At 69.9% G+C, this 19655-nt stretch carries 14 protein-coding genes; 7 read left to right on the plus strand and 7 right to left on the minus strand.

Going from position 1 to position 19655, the window contains the following annotated elements; translation table 11 throughout:
• Window positions 1–281: 281 nt before the first annotated feature.
• Complete coding sequence (locus ACYVD1_RS07935; RefSeq protein ID WP_460769695.1) at window positions 282–1577, minus strand: MFS transporter; 1296 nt, start codon at window positions 1575–1577, stop codon at window positions 282–284.
• A gap of 85 nt (window positions 1578–1662) precedes the next feature.
• A complete protein-coding gene (thpD, locus tag ACYVD1_RS07940) occupies window positions 1663–2568 on the minus strand; it encodes an ectoine hydroxylase (protein ID WP_460769697.1) in 906 nt (301 codons plus the stop codon).
• A gap of 603 nt (window positions 2569–3171) precedes the next feature.
• Here thpD and ACYVD1_RS07945 point away from each other — a divergent pair.
• The gene (locus ACYVD1_RS07945; RefSeq protein ID WP_460769700.1) at window positions 3172–3831 is read left to right on the plus strand and encodes a GmrSD restriction endonuclease domain-containing protein; all 660 of its coding nucleotides are present in this window, start codon (window positions 3172–3174) and stop codon (window positions 3829–3831) included.
• A 127-nt stretch (window positions 3832–3958) separates the two neighbouring features.
• On the opposite strand, the gene ACYVD1_RS07950 is transcribed toward ACYVD1_RS07945, so the two are convergent.
• Window positions 3959–4831 (minus strand): NmrA family NAD(P)-binding protein, encoded by an 873-nt coding sequence (locus ACYVD1_RS07950; protein ID WP_460769702.1) that lies wholly within the window; start codon window positions 4829–4831, stop codon window positions 3959–3961.
• 179 nt (window positions 4832–5010) lie between these two features.
• On the opposite strand from ACYVD1_RS07950, the gene ACYVD1_RS07955 reads away from it, so the two are divergent.
• The 3 genes from ACYVD1_RS07955 to ACYVD1_RS07965 all read left to right on the plus strand — a co-directional run bounded on the left by ACYVD1_RS07955 (window position 5011) and on the right by ACYVD1_RS07965 (window position 9547).
• Window positions 5011–5610 (plus strand): TetR/AcrR family transcriptional regulator, encoded by a 600-nt coding sequence (locus tag ACYVD1_RS07955; protein ID WP_460769706.1) that lies wholly within the window; start codon window positions 5011–5013, stop codon window positions 5608–5610.
• Between the two features lie 149 nt (window positions 5611–5759).
• Entirely contained in the window at window positions 5760–8222 is a 2463-nt protein-coding gene (locus ACYVD1_RS07960) for an ATP-binding protein (RefSeq protein ID WP_460769710.1), read from the plus strand.
• A 257-nt stretch (window positions 8223–8479) separates the two neighbouring features.
• Window positions 8480–9547, plus strand: a complete 1068-nt coding sequence (locus ACYVD1_RS07965) for a hypothetical protein (RefSeq protein WP_460769713.1) — start codon at window positions 8480–8482, stop codon at window positions 9545–9547.
• Here the strand turns inward: ACYVD1_RS07965 and ACYVD1_RS07970 are convergent.
• Window positions 9544–10362, minus strand: a complete 819-nt coding sequence (locus tag ACYVD1_RS07970; protein WP_460769715.1) for a hypothetical protein — start codon at window positions 10360–10362, stop codon at window positions 9544–9546. The genes ACYVD1_RS07965 and ACYVD1_RS07970 overlap by 4 nt on opposite strands.
• 168 nt (window positions 10363–10530) lie before the next feature.
• On the opposite strand from ACYVD1_RS07970, the gene ACYVD1_RS07975 reads away from it, so the two are divergent.
• Both ACYVD1_RS07975 and ACYVD1_RS07980 read left to right on the plus strand, forming a co-directional pair.
• Window positions 10531–11850, plus strand: coding sequence for a DUF6891 domain-containing protein (locus ACYVD1_RS07975; protein ID WP_460769718.1), 1320 nt, complete (start codon window positions 10531–10533; stop codon window positions 11848–11850).
• A gap of 695 nt (window positions 11851–12545) precedes the next feature.
• Window positions 12546–13118: a hypothetical protein gene (locus tag ACYVD1_RS07980; RefSeq protein ID WP_460769720.1), complete on the plus strand. Its 573-nt coding sequence runs from the start codon at window positions 12546–12548 to the stop codon at window positions 13116–13118.
• A 46-nt stretch (window positions 13119–13164) separates the two neighbouring features.
• Here the strand turns inward: ACYVD1_RS07980 and ACYVD1_RS07985 are convergent, their stop codons facing one another.
• The 3 genes from ACYVD1_RS07985 to ACYVD1_RS07995 all read right to left on the minus strand — a co-directional run bounded on the left by ACYVD1_RS07985 (window position 13165) and on the right by ACYVD1_RS07995 (window position 17338).
• Window positions 13165–15177, minus strand: coding sequence for a serine/threonine-protein kinase (locus ACYVD1_RS07985; RefSeq protein ID WP_460769723.1), 2013 nt, complete (start codon window positions 15175–15177; stop codon window positions 13165–13167).
• 577 nt (window positions 15178–15754) lie between these two features.
• Complete coding sequence (locus tag ACYVD1_RS07990; RefSeq protein ID WP_460769725.1) at window positions 15755–16930, minus strand: Kelch repeat-containing protein; 1176 nt, start codon at window positions 16928–16930, stop codon at window positions 15755–15757.
• Window positions 16931–17119: 189 nt separating this feature from the next.
• Window positions 17120–17338 (minus strand): hypothetical protein, encoded by a 219-nt coding sequence (locus tag ACYVD1_RS07995; RefSeq protein WP_460769727.1) that lies wholly within the window; start codon window positions 17336–17338, stop codon window positions 17120–17122.
• A gap of 1392 nt (window positions 17339–18730) precedes the next feature.
• Between ACYVD1_RS07995 and ACYVD1_RS08000 the strand changes: the two genes are divergently transcribed.
• Window positions 18731–19360 (plus strand): hypothetical protein, encoded by a 630-nt coding sequence (locus ACYVD1_RS08000; RefSeq protein ID WP_460769729.1) that lies wholly within the window; start codon window positions 18731–18733, stop codon window positions 19358–19360.
• Window positions 19361–19655: the final 295 nt, after the last annotated feature.

Raw genomic sequence — 19655 nt, forward strand, 5'->3', positions numbered from 1 at the left:
GCAGCGAAGCGGGTCAAGGTGGAGCGCCACTGACGCGCGAAGCGCTCGATGGCGACGACCTTGACGCGCGCAGCGGAGACGGCCACCATCAAGCGGCAGGAAACGGGGAAACCACCCGCACCAGCAGGGAAACCTCCACCCGAGCGGGGCAACCTCCACTCCAGGTGTGGAGCCGGTCCTGGCGGGCGGGGCCCACCGTCTGCGCTGTACTCGCCCTAGCCGGAGCCCTAGCCGGAGCCCTAGCCGGAGCCCTAGCCGGAGCCCGAGCCCGAGCCGGAGCCCTAGCCCGAGCCCTCGGCCACCTGTTCCGCTTCGACGCGGTCGGCTTCGGTGACCACGCGGCGCAGGGCGGGGACGGACAGCGCGAAGGCCACCAGGATCAGCGTCCCGGAGGCGAGGGGTACGTAGTAGAGCTCCACGCGCCCCAACAGCCCGGCCAGGAGCGCGGCGACGGGCCCGAACGCCGTCCCCGACACCGCGACGATTGACATCACCCGGCCCAGCTGGTGGCGGGGCACGATGAGCTGGATGGCGCCGAGCATGACGATGTTGGACGCGGTGATCACGAAGCCGAGAACGACCCAGGCGGCGACGGCGGCGTAGGCGTTGGGTGCCAGGCCGAAGGCGAGGAAGCACAGCCCCGTGAGGGAGAACAGGACCAGTTCCAGCCGGAAGCGGCCGACCCGCACGGCCATCGGACCCGCGGCGGCGGCGCCGAGCACGGCGCCGACCGCGGAGGAGCCGACGAACACGCCGTACAGCGAGGGCGGCACCCCGAAGTGCTCCTGGGCCAGCAGCACCATGACTGCGCTCAGCCCCATGAATCCGGCGTTCAGCGCGATGTTGGGGAGCAGGATGGGACCCAGGGAACTGCCCCGGAAGACGAAGGTGAACCCCGCGCGCAGGTCTGCCAGAGGAGAGGGCCGCGCACCGGGTCCGGCGCCGTCGCCGACGGGGGCCGCGGGGCGGCGCACCGCCAGGGGCAGGCCCAGCAGGACGAGGGCGCCCAGCAGGTAGGCGGCACTGTTGGCGGCTATCGGCAGGGCGGCCGCCACGGCGAACAGCAGACCGGCCAGAGGGCTGCCCGCGAAGTCCTGCGTGACGGTCTTGCCGCCTTCGAGGCGGCCGTTGGCGCGGTCGATGGTCCCGGCGCGGGCCACGGCCGGGAGCACCGCCCGCCCGGCGACGTCGTAGAACACCTCACCGGTCATGACGGCGAACATCACCGCGTACAGCACCCAGATGGTCGCCTGGTCGGCGGCGACGAGCGCGGCCAGCGCGACCATGGCGCCCGCGCGGACGACGTTGGCGCCCACCATCAGGCGGACGCGGTCGAGGCGGTCCGCGATCACCCCGGCGGCCAGCCCGAACAGCAGCCAGGGCAGGTAGCGGGCGGCGATGAGCCCCGACACCAGGAGCGGGTCGTTGGTGAGCATCGCGGCCACCAGAGGTAGCGCGACGATCATCATGCCGTCGGCGAGGTTGCTGGACAGGCTCCCGATCCAGAACCGGTTGAAGTCGCGCCCCATGCCGCGCCCCGTGCCCCGCGCCCAACCCTGCCCCGAGCCCTGTCCCATGCCCCGCCCTGCCGTTGTGTCGGTGCCGCAGGGAGGGACGGCGCTGCCCCTGGGGCTCACGGGTGAACCCCAGGGGTGGGTGATCCTACTGGCCCGCGGGCGCGGTGTCCCTGGAGGCCAGGAACTCCGGTCGGGCGTCGTTGGCGCTGAACGGCTTCGTGCAGGCGTTGTCCACGCTGTTGAACACCACGAACACGTTGGAGCGCGGGTACGGCGTGATGTTGCCGCCGGAGCCGTGCATGCAGTTGGAGTCGAACACGGTCGCGCCGCCGGCCCTGCCGGTGAGCACGTCGATGCCGTGCTGTTCGGCCAGCATCGTCAGGGACGGCTGGTCCGGGGTGCCCACGTGCTGGCTCTTCAGGGAGGAGCGGTAGTGGTCGTCCGGCGTCTCGCCCACGCAAGACACGAAGGTCTTGTGCGACCCCGGCATGATCATCAGGGCGCCGTTGTGGGTGAAGTTGTCGGTGAGCGCGACCGAGAAGCTGACGGCGCGCATGCGGGGCATACCGTCCTCGGCGTGCCAGGTCTCGAAGTCCGAGTGCCAGTAGAACGATCCGCCGCCGAAGCCGGGCTTGTAGTTGACCCGGCTCTGGTGCACGTACACGTCGGAGCCCAGGATCTGGCGGGCGCGGTCGACGAGGCGCGGGTCGTTCACGAGGTCGCGGAAGACCTTGCTCACCTTGTGTACCTCGAACACCGAGCGCACCTCGTCGGAGGCGGGTTCGACGACGACGCGCTCGTCGGCGCGGAGTGCGGGGTCGGTGCTCAGCCGCTTCAGTTCGGCCGTGTAGGCCTCCACCTCCTCGGGGCTGACGATCGACTCGACCTGCGTGTATCCGCGGCGGTCGTAGCCGTCGAGCTGTTCCGGGGTGAAGGGGCCGCCATCGGTGCCGTTCCAGATGACGGGGTCCCTGCGGTAGAGCAGGGCTGGCTCAGGGGCCTTGCGGGTCGGGTACTCGTCCGCGGTAGGAAGGTCCATTTGCAGAGTCATGCCGTTCCCCTCGGTGAGGGTGCTCCTCTCAGGTTCGGGTTTTCTCCGTACGACATGCGAACTTAACAAACTTACCCAGAGGGGATTTGTGGTGACCTTTTCGCCGTGTGTTTACGCGATGGCCGACTGGGTATTACTGCCATACTATATGGGGGAATTATAGGGGGATCGTGGGCGGCCTTTTCGGGTCGCCTTCTGTTGTTCTCCGTGCTCACCTGCGCGGTGTCGCCGAGGGTGACGGGTCGATAATCCAGGGCGCTCTGTTCTGTATCGTCCCAGGTCGTCCCTTTGTGGCAATGGTTAGTCAAGCCTAAGGTGCCCGGTTGGAACTTTTCCTGTGAGCTATTTCACATGAACTCGGTGCGTCCGGCGGTGCAAAGGCTGCGACCTCACAAGCGACCCCGCAGGTGGCTTTGGTGCGGTCCGCCGCACGGGACCCGCAGCCCTCCCCGTGATCCCCGTCGGTGCCCCGGGGCCGCTCTCCGCGCCTATCGCGGTATCCCCGGCTTCACGGGGAATTCTTCTTCCGGGGCTGGCGTAAAAGGGTTGATTACTACACAGTAGTCACGTCCGCTTTCCTCGACCCGCTCAAGAGGAGAAAACGTGCCCCCCTTCCCCCGCGCCCTCACGCGCACGCTGGCCGCGGCCGCCGCGGCCTCCATGGCCGTGGTGCTCGGCTGGTCCGCCCCCGCGTCGGCCGACCACGTCATGCCCCCGAACATCCCCAGCGACTCCGAGGCCCAGTCCCAGCTGGACTCGCTCACCGTCGCACCCAAGGGCCCTCAGGACGGTTACGACCGAAGCCTCTTCCCCCACTGGAACGTGGTGGACAGCCCCTGCACGTCCCGCCAGGTCGTGCTCGAACGGGACGGCCACGACGTCGTCGCCGACGACAACTGCCAGCCCACCTCCGGGAGCTGGTGGAGCGCCTTCGACGACGAGTGGGTGGAGGACGACCCGGCCGACATCAGCGTCGACCACCTGGTGGCCCTGAGTGAGGCATGGAAGACCGGCGCCGCCGACTGGTCCACCGCCCAGCGCACCGAGTTCGCCAACGACGTCAGCTCGTCCCAGCTGTGGCTGGCCACCCCGTCGAGCAACAGCGCCAAGGGCGACTTGGACCCGTCGGAGTGGATGCCCGACAACACCGGCGTGCACTGCGACTACGCCAAGTCCTGGATCGCCGTGAAGTACGACTACGACCTCACCGTCACGTCCGAGGAGGAGTCCTCCCTCCAAAGCACCCTCAGCAGCGCCTGCTAACGGGCGCCGCCTGCGGACGGACGCGGCCCGGCCCCGCAGACGGGACGGGGCCGCGTCCTGCTCCGTTCCGGTCCGTCCTGAACTCCAGCGGCCAGGTAGGCGGCCAGGTAGGCGGTCCGGTCGGAGTTCAGGAGGTGGGGGAGGGGGCCGTGCCGGTCGGGAGCTGGTCCGCGAGCTGTTCTGCGGCGCTGCGCGGTTCGCGGCCGAGAAGCTCGGGCAGGAGCGGGGCGTCTCCCGCGAGGTAGCCGCTGCGGGCGGCCTGGAACAGGGTGAGCGTGAGCCGGGCCGTGAATTCCGGGGTGCCGTTCGCGATCTCCTCGGCGAGCCAGCGCTCGTCGTCCACGACGACGCGTTCGATGGTGCGTCCGGTGAGTTCGGAGGCGATGGCGGCGAAGTCGTCGAGGGTGACGGCCGGTGCGGAGAGTGTCACGGGGCCGTCGAAGGAGCGGTCGCCCGAGAGGATGGCCGCTGTGGCCTCGGCCAGGTCGGCGCGGTCGGTCCACGGGACGGGGCCGTCAGCCGGCTTCGCGATCACGCCGGTCCTGCGCCAGGGGCCGAGCAACTGGTCGAGGCTGCCGAAGAAGCCGTGGCGCAGTGCGGTCCAGGGGACCCCCGATTCGGCGAGGAACGCCTCGGTGGCGGCGTGGACGGCCGCCGGAGGATAGGAGCTGTCTGCCGCTCCCTGCTGGCTGGTGTACAGGATCCGCCGCGCACCGGCCGCGGCGGCGGCCTCGACCGCGGTGCGGTGCTGCGCCGCCACGTCGGCCGCGAAATCGTTGGACGACACCAGGAGTACCTGGTCGGCGCCGGTGAAGCTCTCGCGCAGCGCGACCGGGTCGTCGTAGGAGCCCTGCCGCACGCGCACGCCGCGGTCGGCGAGGTGCTGCGCCTTGGAGGCGTCGCGTGCGCTGACGCCGATCCGTTCGGCGGGCACGCGCTGGAGGAGGTGCTCGACGACGGCGCCGTTGAGGGCTCCGGTGGCTCCGGTGACGACGATCATGCGTGTTCCCTTCCCTGGGCGCCCGCGTCCTTCGTGCGGACCCCGGCCCGGTAGTCCGGTCCGGTAGTGGGGCGCGAGATAAGTTGACCATGCTAGTCAGTTTCGTGTCTGCAACGACTGTAGGTAACCTGACCAGAGGGGTCAAGTTAGGGGCGGGCATAGCGACCAGGGGAGGACACATGGCCGACGCGGCACCTTCGGAACCTCGGCTGCGGGCCGACGCCAAACGCAATACCGAGCAGATCCGCCGTGCCGCGATCGACGCCTTCCGGGGCCGGGGACTGTCCGTGCCGCTGGAGGAGGTGGCCAGCGCGGCGGGGGTGAGCAAAGCCACGGTCTTCAACCGGTTCGGCGGCCGGATCGGCCTCATCGAAGCCGTCATCGAAGAGGTCGTCGCGAACGAGCTGTACGCCATCGTCGACCGCACCCGGAGCATCGACGGCACCGGGGAGCGGATCGCGTACTACATCACCGCGATCCGGGACCTCCAGTACCGCCAGCCCGCCGCCAACGACGTGATGCTGCAGGTGTACCCCCACTCGGAGCACCTCATGGGGATCTGCCGCGCTGCGGGCGCGACCAACGACGAACTCGTCGCGGAGGGCCGGGCCTCAGGCGCACTGCGCCCGGAGTTCACGGCAGACGACCTCCACGCGCTCGTCCACGACAACGCCCTCGCCCTCAAGCACGGGCCCTGTCCCGACCGGAACGACTACGACCGGCGCACCGCCTTCCTCCTCGACGGGATCCGCGGGCGCGGCGGCCCCTCCCGGGGATGACGGGAGGGACGCCGACCGGTGCCCGCACAGGGTTTCTGGCGCGCCGAAAGCCCCTCCGCTTCTCACCCCCGCACAGATGCAGCACTATGGGTGATGGCTACGGCCACAGGGCGGAACCCGTCAGCGCTGTCACGAGGAAGGGCTAGCAGATGACCGGCACCAGGGGCACCCGGGGCGCGACCCGCCTCGCCGTCCGCTACTTCGACGATCGCGTGCTCTTCAGCGACAACGAGGCCTGGGCCTACTTCCGGCTCCCCACGGTGTCCTACGAGTTCACCACCCCCGAGGAACGCCAGGCGCTCGCCACCAACATCACCATCGCGCTCGCGGCCATCCGCATGAACGACGCCGAGGTGCACCTGCGGGTCGCCCACCGCACCTACCCGGCGGCCCAGTGGGCCACCAGGCTGGACGGGACCGCCGACGGCGGGCCGGGCTGGTACGAGTACCTCGACGAGATGTACCGGCACGTGTGGGCCAAGGACTTCTGGACCAAGGAGGTCTACCTCGGCGTCCGGCTCGGCATCCGCAACGCCAGCGTCGGCATGGGCCTGTTCGCCGGGATCTTCGGCGCCTACCAGCGCACCGAGCAGGTCCTCGGGATCAACGACGACTCCATCGACGAGAAGGAGATCGCCCGCTGGACCGACCAGTCCGAGCGGCTGGGCCGCGCCCTCATGGCCAGCTCCCTGCACGCCCGGCACGCCACCTCCGACGAGGTCGCCTGGCTCATCCGGCACGCGGTCAGCGGCACCGCCGAAGAGATCCTCCCCTCCGCCGCCGGCCGCCGCACCTGGGGCCGGGGCGAGATCGAGCAGCTCGTTGACGGGGTCGTCCACAACGGGCGGTCCATGCTGCGGCTGGAGCAGCCCGCCGGGTCCACGTACGTGGCCTTCCTGTCGTTCTCCCGCTTCCCGGACCTCATGCCCTTCCCCGACGGCGAACCGTGGCTGCACCACGCGGACGCGCTGCCGTTCCCCGTCGAGCTCTCCCTCCGCATGAAGCTCGTCCCGCCGGCGAAGGCCTCCAAGGACGTGGGCCGCAAGCTCGCGCACGCCCGCGACATGGACGCCCACATCCGCGAGGCCGGGGTGGAGGCGCCCATCGCGCTGGCCGAGCAGATCGACGCCGCCCGCATGCTGGAGCACGGCATCACCAAGGAGCGCCTGCCGTTCGTGTACGGCTGGCACCGCCTCATGGTGTCGGCGCCCACCGAGCGGCTCCTGGGCCAGCACGTCGAGGCGGTCGTGGAGCACTACCGCGACATCGGCATCGACGTCATCAACTCCACCGGCGACCAGTTCTCCCTGTTCAGCGAGTCGCTGCCGGGCGACCGCATCCGCCTCAACGCCTACGCCCAGCGCCAGCCGCTGCGCACGATCGCGGGCGGGATGCCCACGGCCACCGTCGACGTCGGCGACCGGGTGGACGGCTCGGGCGGCGGCTGGGTCGGCCCCTACGTCGGCGAGACCATCGGCCGGGCCCGCTCCATCGTGCACTTCGACCCCATGGTCGCCGCGGCCCGCAACCGCCCCACCGCCATCGCCATCACGGGTGAGCCCGGCGGCGGCAAGACCACGCTCGCGCTGCTGATGATCTACCAGCTGGCCCTGCGCGGGGTGACGGTCGCCGCCATCGACCCGAAGGGCGACGCGGAGTCCCTCGTGGAGCTGCTCCAGCACCGCGGCCGCAAGGCGCGGATCATGTCCCTGGGGTCGGCGCAGCCCGGCCTCCTGGACCCCTTCGCCTTCGGCGACGACCTCTCCGCCAAGAAGACCATGGCCACCGAGACGCTGCGCCTGCTGCTGCCCCGGATGAGCGAGGAGCGCGAGTCGGCGATGATCCAGGCGGTCGCCACCGTCGCCAACCAGCCCCAGCCGTCCCTGGCCAAGGTCGTCGACCACCTCGTCTCCTCCGACGACGCCGCCTCGCGCAACCTGGGCGCGGTGCTGGGCTCGATGGCGGAGATGCGCCTGGCCTCGCTGTGCTTCGACCCCCAGGGCGAGGCGCGCATCGACACCGAGGGGTGGACCACGGTCTTCACCCTGGGCGGGCTCACCCTGCCCGACTCCGGCGTGCGCCGCGACGACTACTCCTACGAGCAGCGGCTGTCTGTGGCCCTGCTGTACCTGGTCTCCCAGTTCGCCCGGCGCCTGATGAACGGCCTGGACCGGCGCCTGCCCAAGGCGATCTTCCTCGACGAGGCCTGGGCGGTCACCTCCACCCCCGAGGGCGCCAAGCTCGTCCCCGAGGTCTCCCGGATGGGCCGCTCCCGCAACACCGCGCTCATCCTCGTGTCCCAGAACGCGGGCGACATGCTCAACGAGCAGGTCACCAACTGCCTCTCCTCGGTGTTCGCCTTCCGTTCCAGCGAGGCGCACGAGGTCGCCGACGTGATGTCGCTGCTCGGCGTGGACAGCAACGAGGACCACATGGCGGTGCTGCGCAACCTCGGCAACGGCGAGTGCCTCTACCGCGACCTCGACGGCCGCTCCGGGCGGATCGGGGTCGACCTGGTCTCCGAGGGCCTGCTGCGCTGGCTGGACACCAACCCCACCCGCGAGCGGCCCGCCAGCGAGACCCTGGTGTCCCTCGACGGCCGGGGCCGGTAGGGGCCGCTCCGGCAGGGGAGGGCCGGTGGAAGGGGGCCGGCGGTCAGGGCCGGTCCGCTATGGGCCAGACCGTTCCCGTGCAGGTCAGGTGGGATCTTGTCCGAATTTTGGGGACAACGAGGACAAAGCGGTGCTAGGAGTCAGGTTCGGGGCGCGACCAGGATGGGGATCAAGGAGGGTATCGCCTTCCGACCACCTCTCCTCGTCCGCTGACTGACCCCGCACCCCAGGACACCCACCACTCACGAGGGACGCCCATGAGTGAGGACGTCATCCGGCCGCGCCCTGTTGTCGACACCGCTCTCCCCGAGGAACTCCGTGAGGAGATACTCCGGGAGTCCGCCCCCGCCCCCTCCCCGCGCCACGCCCGCCCCGACGCGGAACCCCTGAGCCGTGCCCTGCGCCTGGGAGAGGCCGGGATCCAGTTACTCGGGGTCGGCCTCACCCTGCTCGTCGCCATGGTCATGGTGGGCTGGTACCTGGGCATGGTGGTCGCCAGCATCAGCGTGGTCGCCTATGTCACCGCACTGACCCTGCGCCGCGAGGCCAACCCCGCGGTACGGCTGTTCGGCGCCCTGTTCGGCGGCGCCACGGTCGCGACCGCACCCCTGTGGTTGTTCGACCTGTTGCCGGCCTCCCCGCCCACCGGTGCCCCCTGGCTGCTGTTCGCGCTGCTGGTCGGAACGGTCACCGCGGACACCCTCACCGTCCGGGACCGGCAGAGCCCGGCGGAGCGGTACCGGGACCGGCTCCTGCTGCCCGACGACCTCAGCGCGGCCGACCACGGCCTGCTGGTGAAGGTCCAGCAGACCATCGACCGGGTCACCGACGCCCGCGCCGAGCTGGGCGCCGCCGAGCCGGGCTGCGCCGACGCCTTGGACACCGCCCGGGGGCTGGCGGTGCTGCGGGAACAGGAGTGGCGGATCGCGTCGCTGCTGTTCCGCCAGCGGGAGCTCCGCCGCGAGTACCTCCGCCGGTGGCAGCAGGCTTCTTCGGCCCGGGTGCGGGAAGTCCTCGAACCCCAGCGCGTGCACCTCCAGGCCGCCGAGGACCACATCCGGCGCCGGGTCGGGCAGATCGAGGAGTACGGCCGGTTGGTGGACTCCGCGGCCCTGGCCCACCGCGAGTGGGAGCAGTGCCAGGAGGTGCTGGACTCGACGGGGGAGTACGCCGACCTGCGTGCGGACGCCTCGCTACTGTCCGCGCGTTCCCCGGAGGTGGCAGGGCTCGCCGACACCGCGGAGGCCGCCCGCTGTATCCGCGACGAGAGCGTGGCCAAGGTGCGGGCGGCCGTACGGGACCTGACCGCGGTCCCGGAGTCCTAGTCCCCGTTCTGGTCCGCGTCCCGGAGCTGGAGCCAGCGGGCGCGGGCCAGCACGGCGAGGGTGAGCAGGCCCAGGCAGCCCCAGGGCAGCAGGGACGCGGTGACCAGCGCCGACACACCGTAGGTGTTGAACGCGGCCGGATGGCTCGTGGCCAGGAAGGCCAGGAGCAGCAGGACGGTCAGCCACACCGCGACGGGGAGGACGGCCCCGGCGTGGGAAGCTCTCCGGTGGCGCACGGCGAGCAGCGCCGAGTAGCCGCACAGGGCGAGGGCGAACACGGACTCCAGGGACAGGAGGTTGACCGGAACGCTGAACGGGGTGAGCTGGGGAACCGCCACGGCCAGGACGAAGACGGCCCCGGCGGCGGCCACCAGCCACGGCAGGACGAGGACCCGGTGGGCGGCCAGGACGAGCAGTCCCAGCAGGGCGAGGGCGCAGCCCCACATGACGTACACGCGGATGCGGGCGGCGGTGTCGGGCGCGGCGATCGCCGGTCCCAGGAACCAGTCCAGCGAGGCCACCCGCAGCACCGCGAGGGAGGTCGCGGCGCACCACAGCTCCAGCCAGGCTCCGCGCGGCATGTGCGCCCGTTCGGCGTGCAGGAGCACCAGGACCAGGAGCAGCGAGGTCCAGATCAGCGGGCTGGGCAGGTACCAGGCCACCCGGTCGTCGGGGAGTACGGCCGACACCAGGGCGAAGACCGCGAAGCCGAGCAGCGCTGACGCCCCCAGCCGCGGGCGCGTACAGAGCACCCGTTCCGGCAGGCGGAGGGCCCGTTCGAGCAGGGGGAGGCGACGGAGCTGGAGGGTGGGCACCGTAGGTCACCGTTCAATGGGAGGGCGGCGCCCTCCGGATAGGGAGGGCACCGGCGGAGAAACGAAGGCGCCCGCTCAGTCTGGCACCTCAGCGCGCGGCCGGATACGGACACGAGAGCTTCCCCGGTTCTCCTCACATGGGCGCTGAGGTTCTGAAAGATTGGGCGAATGACTGATGACTGGGCGCGCGGCGAGCGTTCCTTCGCCGCCATCCGGGAGAAGGTGGCCGTCATGGTCGCCACCGGCAGGCTCGGGTTCCCCGAGATCCTGGAAGGTGCCTACCACGATCTCGTGGGCATGCGGGGCGACCCCGAGCAGTACCGTCTCGGAAGGGACAACCCCAGAGACCTGGGGGCCACGGAGGTCTACGACATCGTGGACCGGGCGTTCGCGGGACACCTGCGCAGACAGCGGAAGTGGCCGGTGCGCACCGACGTGGAACGGCTGGAGCGGGCGCGCCAGGCCCTGGCGGGGCTCGGGATCCCGGTGTTCGAGGCGGTCGAGTGCTGTGACGGCTGCCTGGAGCACCTCGGCGGGGAGTCCTACCTGTGGGAGCTGGCGGAGGAACAGGATCCCGAGGCCAGGACGGTGGTCTACTTCTACGACTCCGACATCGAGCTCGCCCTGCTCGGCGGCGGGCTGTGGATGGCTTTCTCGGCGGGCGGGGAGGGCCGTACGGGTGCGGCCGCCGCGGAGATACTCGAGGTGCTGCACGCGCACGGTCTGGACGCGCACTGGCCGGACGACGAGGCTCCGCGTATCCGGGTGGACATGGAGTGGTGCCGTCGCCGTCACGGCCGCCTCGCCGCGCATCCGGGCCCCTGCGCCACCCAGGAGCCGGTGGTTCGGGTGGGGTTCAGCGGTCCGCCGCTGCACACCGCGCTGCCGTGGTGGGGTGAGTTCCACGAGCTGGAGTCCTCGGTCCGGGAGTTCGCCAGGCTGGCCCTGCCCTGGCTGCCGACGGGGCTGACGGTGGCGGTGACCAGTCTGATCACCGGTTCGTCGATCTGCCTGCAGCGCGATTTCGACCGGATCCGCGTGTTGGGGACCGGGCGGCTCCTGCCGAGGAGGCACCTGGACGAGATCCTCAGCCGCTGGGCGGTGGACGGTTCGCTGCCGTCGGAGGACGCGCCCGCGGAGCCGCACGGGCTGCTCGACGTCAGCCACGACGATGTGCACAGCAGGGGGATCGGCAGCTCCGACCTGCCGGTTCTGCTGGAGTTGGCGGAGTGCCGGGCACTCCTGCGGCGTACGACCCCGGCGCCGGGCACCTTCGTGGTGGTCCGTGCGTTCAACGGGGTGTGCGTGCAGATGCTGTGGCAGGAGGATCACACGGTGTGGATGGAGACCCCGGACCCGGTGGCCCGGGTCTCCTACGGTCGCTTCGGCACGCTCGCCGAGGCGGAGGCCCTGATCTGCCAGCTCGCCGAGGAGGGGAGTTCGGGCCTGCCCGACCATCCCGGGGCGCACACGGTGCACTGGCACTGAAGGACCGGGCCTGCTGAAGCCCTCCGGGGCTCTCGGACCCAGCGGGCCGCACCCGGAACCCCCTCCGGCCCCTCTGACCGACCGACCAGCCACGACCGACCAGCCACGCAGCACGGAACCGCTGAGGACCACCACTGGACAGCCCGGGCGTCGACCGTCCCGTCGCCCGGGCCCTGGGGAAGCCGGTGGGGTTGAGGGGGACCGGAATCCCCGGGCGGACTCGGCGGGCCCGGTTGCTGTCGGCGTGCCCGTAGCCCCGAGGTTGTCCACGGTCCCGAGGTTGTCCACAGCCAGGGGAACAGCCGCTCGCTCAGGAAGCCGGATCCGGCTTACCGTCGATATCGGGGGCACCTCCACCCCCACCCGCTTCGTGCTGCCCGGAACCGACCGGGAGGGGACGGATAGCACGGAAACGGTCGTGCCGCGCGCTCCGGGGAATGGTCGGCAGTGAATAACGCCCGGTCAGCCGGAAAAGCGAAACACGGGGCCAAGCCCTCACCTTGGAACCCGCCGAAGACGTGCAGTCCACAAGGCAGATGCGGTGAACCCGCTGTGCCCGCCCCGGGACGCAGGGGATTTTCGCGATGCTGTAGAACGGGACGCGGTAAAGATCGGGTGTCAGCCGAGTCTGAGGAGAGACCATCACCGTCACCACCAAGTCCCCCGCCCCTCTGGCGGCTGCGAGCCTGGCCGTAGTGTTCGCCCTGACCGCGTGCTCGTCCGCCGAGGACTTCGATTTCACCGACACCTTGAGGGAACCGGCCGAGAGCATCGAATTCTCTGTTCCGGACGATCTCGTCGATCTGGACGAGGAATACGCGGAGAACCGCTTGTTCGAATCTATGACCCTCACCGCGGTCGAGTCCGACGACCCGTCCGAGTGCGCTGTGGAATACGAGTTCGATTACGCCGACGACGGCCTCGAGCGCCTCATCCAGTTCGTCGAGGACACCCCCAATGACGACCGGTCGGGGGAAGAGCGCATGGCTTCCCTCCTGACCGGCAGCAGCGAGAGCGAGATGGCCGAGGACTACACCTCGGGTGTGCGGACCCAGTCGTGCGCCACCTCTCCGACCGACGATGAGAACACCGTGGGCGCGTCCCTCGGTCACATCGTGGAGGAGGACGGGGACGACCCGGAGCGGGTCACCTTCGCCAGTGCCCGAGTCGCCATCATGCAGGGCGGTGAACTGTACGTCCAGGAGCCCGAGGTCGCGGAGGAGTGGGAGCTCGACTCCAACGGCAACTGGCTCCGGGTGGGGGACTAAGGGCCGTCGGTACCCGCTTCCGGACCTTCCGCCCCTGCCCCCGGCGTCAGCCCAGGCCGAAGTGGGCGCGCGCCCGCTTCGGGGCGACCAGCAGCCCCACGGTGGTCAGGGTGTAGAGCAGCATCATCGAGAAGAGGGTGAGCAGCGCCGGTGTGTAGAGGAGCACCGCGACCATGATGAGGGCCAGGGACGCCGCGGCGACGCCCTGCATGGCCAGGACCAGCGCGTAGACCAGGCGGGAGCGGCTGAGCAGCCCGAAGGTCGCGCAGGCCGACATCAGTCCCCAGGCGCCGGGGACGAGCACGGTGCCCCAGCCGGAGACGAAGCCGCCGCTGCCCAGCTGCACCAGGGCCAGGACGGTGATGAGGAACAGGATCAGGGCGTTGAGGCCCAGCATCACCACGGCGGTGAGCACGCTCGCGGGCCGCTCCGTGTCCGCCCGGGAGCCGTAGCCGCTCTGGGCGGGCGGGGAGTCCGGGTTCCGGCCGGTGTGGCCGACCCCGTGCAGGAACCGCATCCCGGCGTCGGCGGGCAGGGCTTCGGGCGCTCCTGGAGACCCGGGTGATCCGGGGTTCCCTGGGGCTCCGGGGGCTCCTGGGGATCCGACCGGCATCCGCGCGTTCCCGCCGGGGTCGGGCCGCCCGTCCATCGCGTACGGGGGCGCCTGGGCGTACCCGCCGGCCTGGGGCCCGCTCGGGTGGCGCTGCGCCTGCTGCGGGGCCTGCTGACCCTGCCGGGGGTGCGCGGGTGGTGGCGGCTGCTGGGGCCCGCTCGGCGGCCGCTGGCCCTTGGCCGGGGTACCGGGGCCCGGGATCACGTAGGGGTTGGGGGCGTCGCCCCCGGACCGGGGACCCGCTGCCCCAGCGGGGGCGTCCGCCGGGAGCTGACTGCCCTGGCCGCCCTGACCGCCCCCTGCCGACTGTTCAGCCTGGTTCGGGCCGCTGGGGGAGCGGCGCACGGGTGTCCCGCCCTGCCCTGGAGCCTCGGCTTCCGCGGATCTCTCCGCCTTCCCGGGCGCTTCCGCCTGCCCGGGCGTCCTGGCCTGGGGGGCGGCCGGGGCGCTGTCGGCCGCGTCCGCCTTCCCGGCCTGCTCAGCCTCTTCCGCCCCGGACTTGCCGGGTTGGCCGGGACCGTTCCCGGCCAGGTCGATCCGCTCCGTCGGGATCTCCGAAAGGTCGGGCAGCGGGGCCTTCTGCGTCCGCACGTGCTTCTGTGCCGACTGGCGCTCCCGCTCCAGCAGGTCAAGGGCCTCGCGCGGGCCCGGCCGGGCCGACACGTCCCTGGTGAGCAGCGCCCCGATCAGCGCCCGCAGGGCCGCGCCCTGCGGGGTCTTGGCGTGCTCGTTCCGGGTGAGCTCGGGCGGTACCGGCGCGGTCAGCACGGCGCTCATCATCCCAGTGATGCTGTCGCGCTTGAACGGCGAGACCCCTTCCAGCAGCGTGTACAGCGTCACCCCGAGGCTCCACAGGTCCGAGGCGGGCAGCGCCCGGTCGCCCTCGAACCGTTCCGGGGCCATGAACTCGGGCGAGCCGACGTACACCCCGGTCTGCGTGATCGCGGCGCCCCCGTCCACGTTCGCGATCCCGAAGTCCGTCAGTACGGTCTCGTCGTCCTCGGTGAGCATGATGTTGGCGGGCTTGACGTCGCGGTGCGTCACGCCCACCGCGTGCGCGGCCTTCAGCCCGCCCAGCAGCGCCCGGGCGGCCTCCTCGACCCGGTCGACCGTCATCCGGCCCTCGGCGTCGATGTGCTCCTGCAGTGACGCGCCGGTGAGCAGCTCCATCACGATCCACGGGCTGGAGTCGTGCTCCAGTACGTCGTGGATGGTGACCACGGCGCGGTGGCTGATCCGGGCGGTCGCCTGGGCTTCGCGGAGCGTCCGGGCGTGCGCGTCGGAGCGGTCGTCGTCGCTCATGCCTTCGGGCAGGAGGACTTCCTTGACCGCCACGTCCCTCTGCAGGGCGGGGTCCCAGGCGTGCCAGACGGTTCCCATACCGCCGATGCCCAGCCGTCGCCTCAGTTCGTAGCGGCCGACGGAGGTGCGCCCGGTGGTCGACATGGGGCTTCCCTTCTGGCGGTGCGGGTGGCCGCGCAGGCCGATTGGCCCGGAAATCGGCTCTGAGGGGAGCCGTGCTTCCGGGGGAGGCCCGTCAGTTCTGCGCGGGCGGTGGGGTGTACCGCCGTTTCGTGGACTGTCTCAACCGACTTCTCACTGTAAGCCTGTATGCCGCTCCTGACTGCGGGGGCAACGGAAGGTGACCGAAAGTGGTCAGAGCCAGAACCTCGCGTTTCAGGTGCTTTCCGGTGCCCGAACCGCCTTTCGCGGGGCTGGTCGGTCCGGGTCCTTCGGGCGGCCGGTTCCGGTGAAGGCACAGGCGGGAGCGGGTTCCGGTGGGTTGGAAAATACCTTTTGTGGCCAGAGTCAGGAAGGGCGGGTGGCATTTCGCCCTTGGTGCTCAATCTATGTACAAATGTCGCTCCGGATTCCGTGGAGAGCACTGGGGGATGGGCGGTCGCGACGCACGGTGACCGCCCATGGCGCTCAGCCGACGGACGCGTCCGACTGCTTTCTACTCTCCTCCTCTCGGACAGCCGACCCCCCGCACTGCTCTCGGCACGGCAGTCGGTGTCCGCCCCTAACCGGCGAACTCCACCAGGGCACCGGGGCGCCCGCAGCCGTCATCGCCTTCCCAGCCGATGAGGCCGTCCGGTTCGGCCTGGACCAGGGCGCCGCAGAACCGGCCCTCCTCGGCCGTGTCCAGCGTGGCGACGCCAAGGTGGCCGTCCCACACGTCGACCCGCCCGGGGTGGGTGGCCACCAAGCCGGTCCCGGGGTGGTGGAACAGGGAGCCCTGGTTGAAGGGGTGCGTGTCCGCGAGGTGCGGCGGTTCGAAGGAACGGCTCTCGTCCTCCATGACGATCTCGGCGTTGCCCCACGCGTCGACGTCCCAGATCCGGGAGACCGCGGCGCCGCTGGCGGCGACGTAGCGGGTTCCGTCCGGTGCCGCAGCGATGCCGTACCGCCGCGCTTCGTCGGAGACAGCAGAGTCATCGGAGCTGTCGGAGATACGGACCTCGGTGGTGAGTGCGGTGGCTTCTCCGGCCCGGTAGGAGACCTGGTACAGGCTTCCGCTGCTTTCCGCCAGGGCGATGACGGCGTCACCGTCGACGGTCGTGTCGTGCACGGCGAAGCTGCCGTTGCCTTCGGACCCCGCATGGTCGTCGTCTTCGTGATCGCCGGAGAAAGCTACCCGCTCCCAGGACTGGCCGTCCAGCGAGAGCACGAGGAAGTCGTCCGTCCGCGGGACGTTCCCGACGACGACGATGTGCCCGTCGACGTATTCCGCGCGGGCGGCCGCGCGGCCTTCGGGGGCGTCCGGCAGCGCGGCCCACTCGTCGTCATCGGGGTGGTACAGGGCACCTTCGGCTGAGAAGTCGCTCCGTTCGTCCGCGGGCCCCGAGGCGACGGCGTAGCCGCCCCACACGAAGAGGGCGTCCCCGGTCCACACGCTGGCATGGTGGCTGCGCGCACTGAGCACGGAGTCGTCCATCGACCGCCAGGTGCCGTCCGCGGGGTGGAAGACGGCGCCGTCGGAGTGGTACCTGCTCTGGTTGGGGGATCCCCCGCCCCAGATGATCAGCTCTTCGCCGGTCCAGGCCTGCGCATGGAATTCGCGGCTCTCGAGCTGGGCGCCGTCGATAGGTTCGACGCTCGCGCCGATGGGTCCGTCCGCTTGGTCGGGTGCTGAGCACGCGGCAGCGATGATGACGGCGGCAAGGAGGCCCGAAGCCGTCCGCGGATGCGGGCTCATGCGCTTATCCAAGAGATGCGGCCGTCCGCCGGACTGCTGAGGCGGGGGACGAGTGTCTCTCCGGCATCGTGACCCTCTTCTCGTGGGGGATTCGTGTGGGGAAGCCTTGCGCCGAGGCCGCGAGGAACGCTAGCAGGAATATGTTCTGCGCCCAGGGGGTCGGGCGTGGGAGCGGCCGGTGCGTACTCATCATGCGTGAGCCATGCGCACCTCAATGCCAGTCTCTTCGCCGCTGGTGATGAAGATGTCTTCGAGGACTTTCTTTTCTTCCTCTTGGCTGTGGCCGTCAGGTTCGGTGGGGCAGATGAAGGTGAAGTGGTATTCGCCTTCGGGGAGTGAGACTCGAAAGGTTCCGTCGGCGCTGCTCCTGTACCCTTTTTCGGGTATGGGATCGTCGGGAATATCCAAGGGCTCGGGTGAGATGGAACATTCACCGATAGGGTGACCGTCGGCGGATAATATTTTCCCCGTTAGCGCCCCCCGGGGATCGCTCGGCCCGGATATGCCGCATCCAGAGCAAAGCACGATGCCGAGCCAGGCGACCACTGCACACAGAAATCTACCGATATCGAATCAACTCCGCACCTCCGTCAGACATCCACTCCGCGTAGTTCTCAAGGACCCGCGGCACAAATCTCACTCCATGGTTGTGGTCACGCGGGTTCATCGGACCGGAGGAGTGGATGGCGATTGCGCAGTGGTAGTCGCAGTCAAGAGCGGGATTGCCGATGCGCACCGGGCTCCCGCTCTGGCCGGGTGTGGTGTCGATTCTATCCCGTCCTCGTTTTCCTCTTCGACTACGAGGTCTTCGATGTCCTCATCGTCAAAGAGCGGAGGCCGGCCTTGGATGGAATCAACAGTTCTGGAGGGTCCTGTGTGTGGTTCCTCGATTCCGTCCGGGGTAACTGGCGTGTCCGGGGGGTCTCGTCAGCACCGGCAGCCGAGGGCATGGCCACGACGGAGGAAGACGTCAATCGAAGCACGGAAAGGCGCGAGGATGTCTTCATCAGGTCCCGTCCCATCTATCCAATTTTCGGGGTGCTCACAGCCTAAGGAGCCGGGTTCGGTTTTCAGCATGATGGCCGCATCCGGCCATCTCGGCTCGCCTGAGACCATGCTGTTGCTTTTTCAGAGAAAGGCATATCCAACCTGGTCAGGCCGGGGTGTCAGAGGCGGATTCGGGTCACGCTGGACAGTTTCAGGTGGGGAAGCAGGTGAGAATACCGATCGGGGATGCCAGGGGCCGATCGTTGGCGTTCCACTGCGTGGTATTAATACTCTCGCGGTGCCAGTGACCTGCTCTTACCCTGCTCCTCAGGGCTTCGGCACCGGCGCCGCCCGAATGAACTCTCCTGCTCACGGTAGGCGGCAGCGCAGGCCGCGCAGGAGGTCCCCGTTTCTGCGTGAGCGATGCCCTTGTCAGGTGCAGTTGTGCGCAGTGCGCGGCGCTGTTTCTCTTCGAGTTCTCTTCGAGTTCTCTTCGAGGGTGGGCGCCGAAGGGGTCCGCCCGCCCCTGGCCGGGGCTCCGGAGGACTAGGTGCGGTACGCACCCGCTTCCCCGGCCCCTTGAGGGCCGAGCCCGGGGAGGCAGACCACGGCCTCCCGGGCTTTTCGTGCTTTTCTTGAGCCCTGTGCGGGCCCGCTCCGTCAGCGGGGTCTGCCCGGAGTGCAGTGCTGTCCGCACCACGGTCGCCGGGTCGCCGGGGGCACCGGTCCCCAGGATTTCGATTCTGACCGTGGTGGTGTAAAACGGGCAGCGGTAAGAGCCGGTTTTCAGTCGTGTGTGAGGAGATCATCTCTGTGCCCTCCAAGCATCTCACTCGCCTGGCGGCGGCGAGTCTGGCGGCGGTGTTCGCCCTGACCGCGTGCTCGACTTCTGAAGCGTTCGATTTCACCGAGTCCTCGACGGGACCGGCCGAGAGTATCGAGTTCCGTGTTCCTGATGAGCTCATCGACCTTGCTGGGGAGTACGCCGAGAGGCGCGTGTACGAATCCGTCACCCTCACCGCGGTTGAGTCCGATGACGTGTCGGAGTGCGCCGTGGAGTACGAGTTCGACTACTACGACGACGGCCGCGAGCGCCTCATTGCGTACGTCGAAGAGAACCCCGACGATATCGACCGGGCAGGGGACGAGTTCATGTCGCTCATCCTGACCGGCCGGGAACTGGACGATATCGAGGTCGACGACAGCTACACCTCGGCCGTGGTTCCTGTGGCCTGCGCAGCTTCGCCGACTGACGATGAGGAGACCGCGAGCGTAACCTTCGCGTCGATGAGTGAGCACGGGGACGGGCATGCGGGTACGCGTTCCTTTGCTACCGCGGAAGTCGCCGTCATGCAGGGCGGCGAACTGCACGTTCAGGAGAGCGAACTCAACCATGGCTGGGAACTCGACTCGAATGACAACTGGATCAGGAGAGAGGACTAGGTGCGTTCCGTACTTGTCCCCCGGCTCTGCGGGGTCCGAGCCCGGAGAGGCCGACCCGCCGCCTCCCGGGCCCTCCTTTTTCCGCGCTCATCGGGTCCTGTGCGGGATCGGCTCCGGCGACCGCATGATCCGTCCGAGGGGGCGGCAGTCCAGCTGGTGGCTCACTGTGGCGGGGCCAGTCGGTTGCTCCGGGCTTCTCATGCGATTGCGTCTGAGCCGTCCCGCGGATGTGCGCCCGTCCTACCGGCCCCCGTTCGACGGCTGCCCCGGCGTGCGGAGTGTGTGCCGCACCGTT

It is taken from the genome of Nocardiopsis nanhaiensis (genome assembly GCF_054778635.1).

Bases quoted from the DNA above. Each gene is read 5' to 3' on its own strand.
- ACYVD1_RS07950 (WP_460769702.1), bottom strand. From the start codon at position 4,831: ATGATCGTCGTCACCGGAGCCACCGGAGCCCTCAACGGCGCCGTCGTC.
- ACYVD1_RS07955 (WP_460769706.1), top strand. From the start codon at position 5,011: ATGGCCGACGCGGCACCTTCGGAACCTCGGCTGCGGGCCGACGCCAAA.
- thpD (WP_460769697.1), bottom strand. From the start codon at position 2,568: ATGACTCTGCAAATGGACCTTCCTACCGCGGACGAGTACCCGACCCGC.
- ACYVD1_RS07935 (WP_460769695.1), bottom strand. From the start codon at position 1,577: ATGGGACAGGGCTCGGGGCAGGGTTGGGCGCGGGGCACGGGGCGCGGC.
- ACYVD1_RS07975 (WP_460769718.1), top strand. From the start codon at position 10,531: ATGACTGATGACTGGGCGCGCGGCGAGCGTTCCTTCGCCGCCATCCGG.
- ACYVD1_RS07960 (WP_460769710.1), top strand. From the start codon at position 5,760: ATGACCGGCACCAGGGGCACCCGGGGCGCGACCCGCCTCGCCGTCCGC.
- ACYVD1_RS07965 (WP_460769713.1), top strand. From the start codon at position 8,480: ATGAGTGAGGACGTCATCCGGCCGCGCCCTGTTGTCGACACCGCTCTC.
- ACYVD1_RS07985 (WP_460769723.1), bottom strand. From the start codon at position 15,177: ATGTCGACCACCGGGCGCACCTCCGTCGGCCGCTACGAACTGAGGCGA.
- ACYVD1_RS07990 (WP_460769725.1), bottom strand. From the start codon at position 16,930: ATGAGCCCGCATCCGCGGACGGCTTCGGGCCTCCTTGCCGCCGTCATC.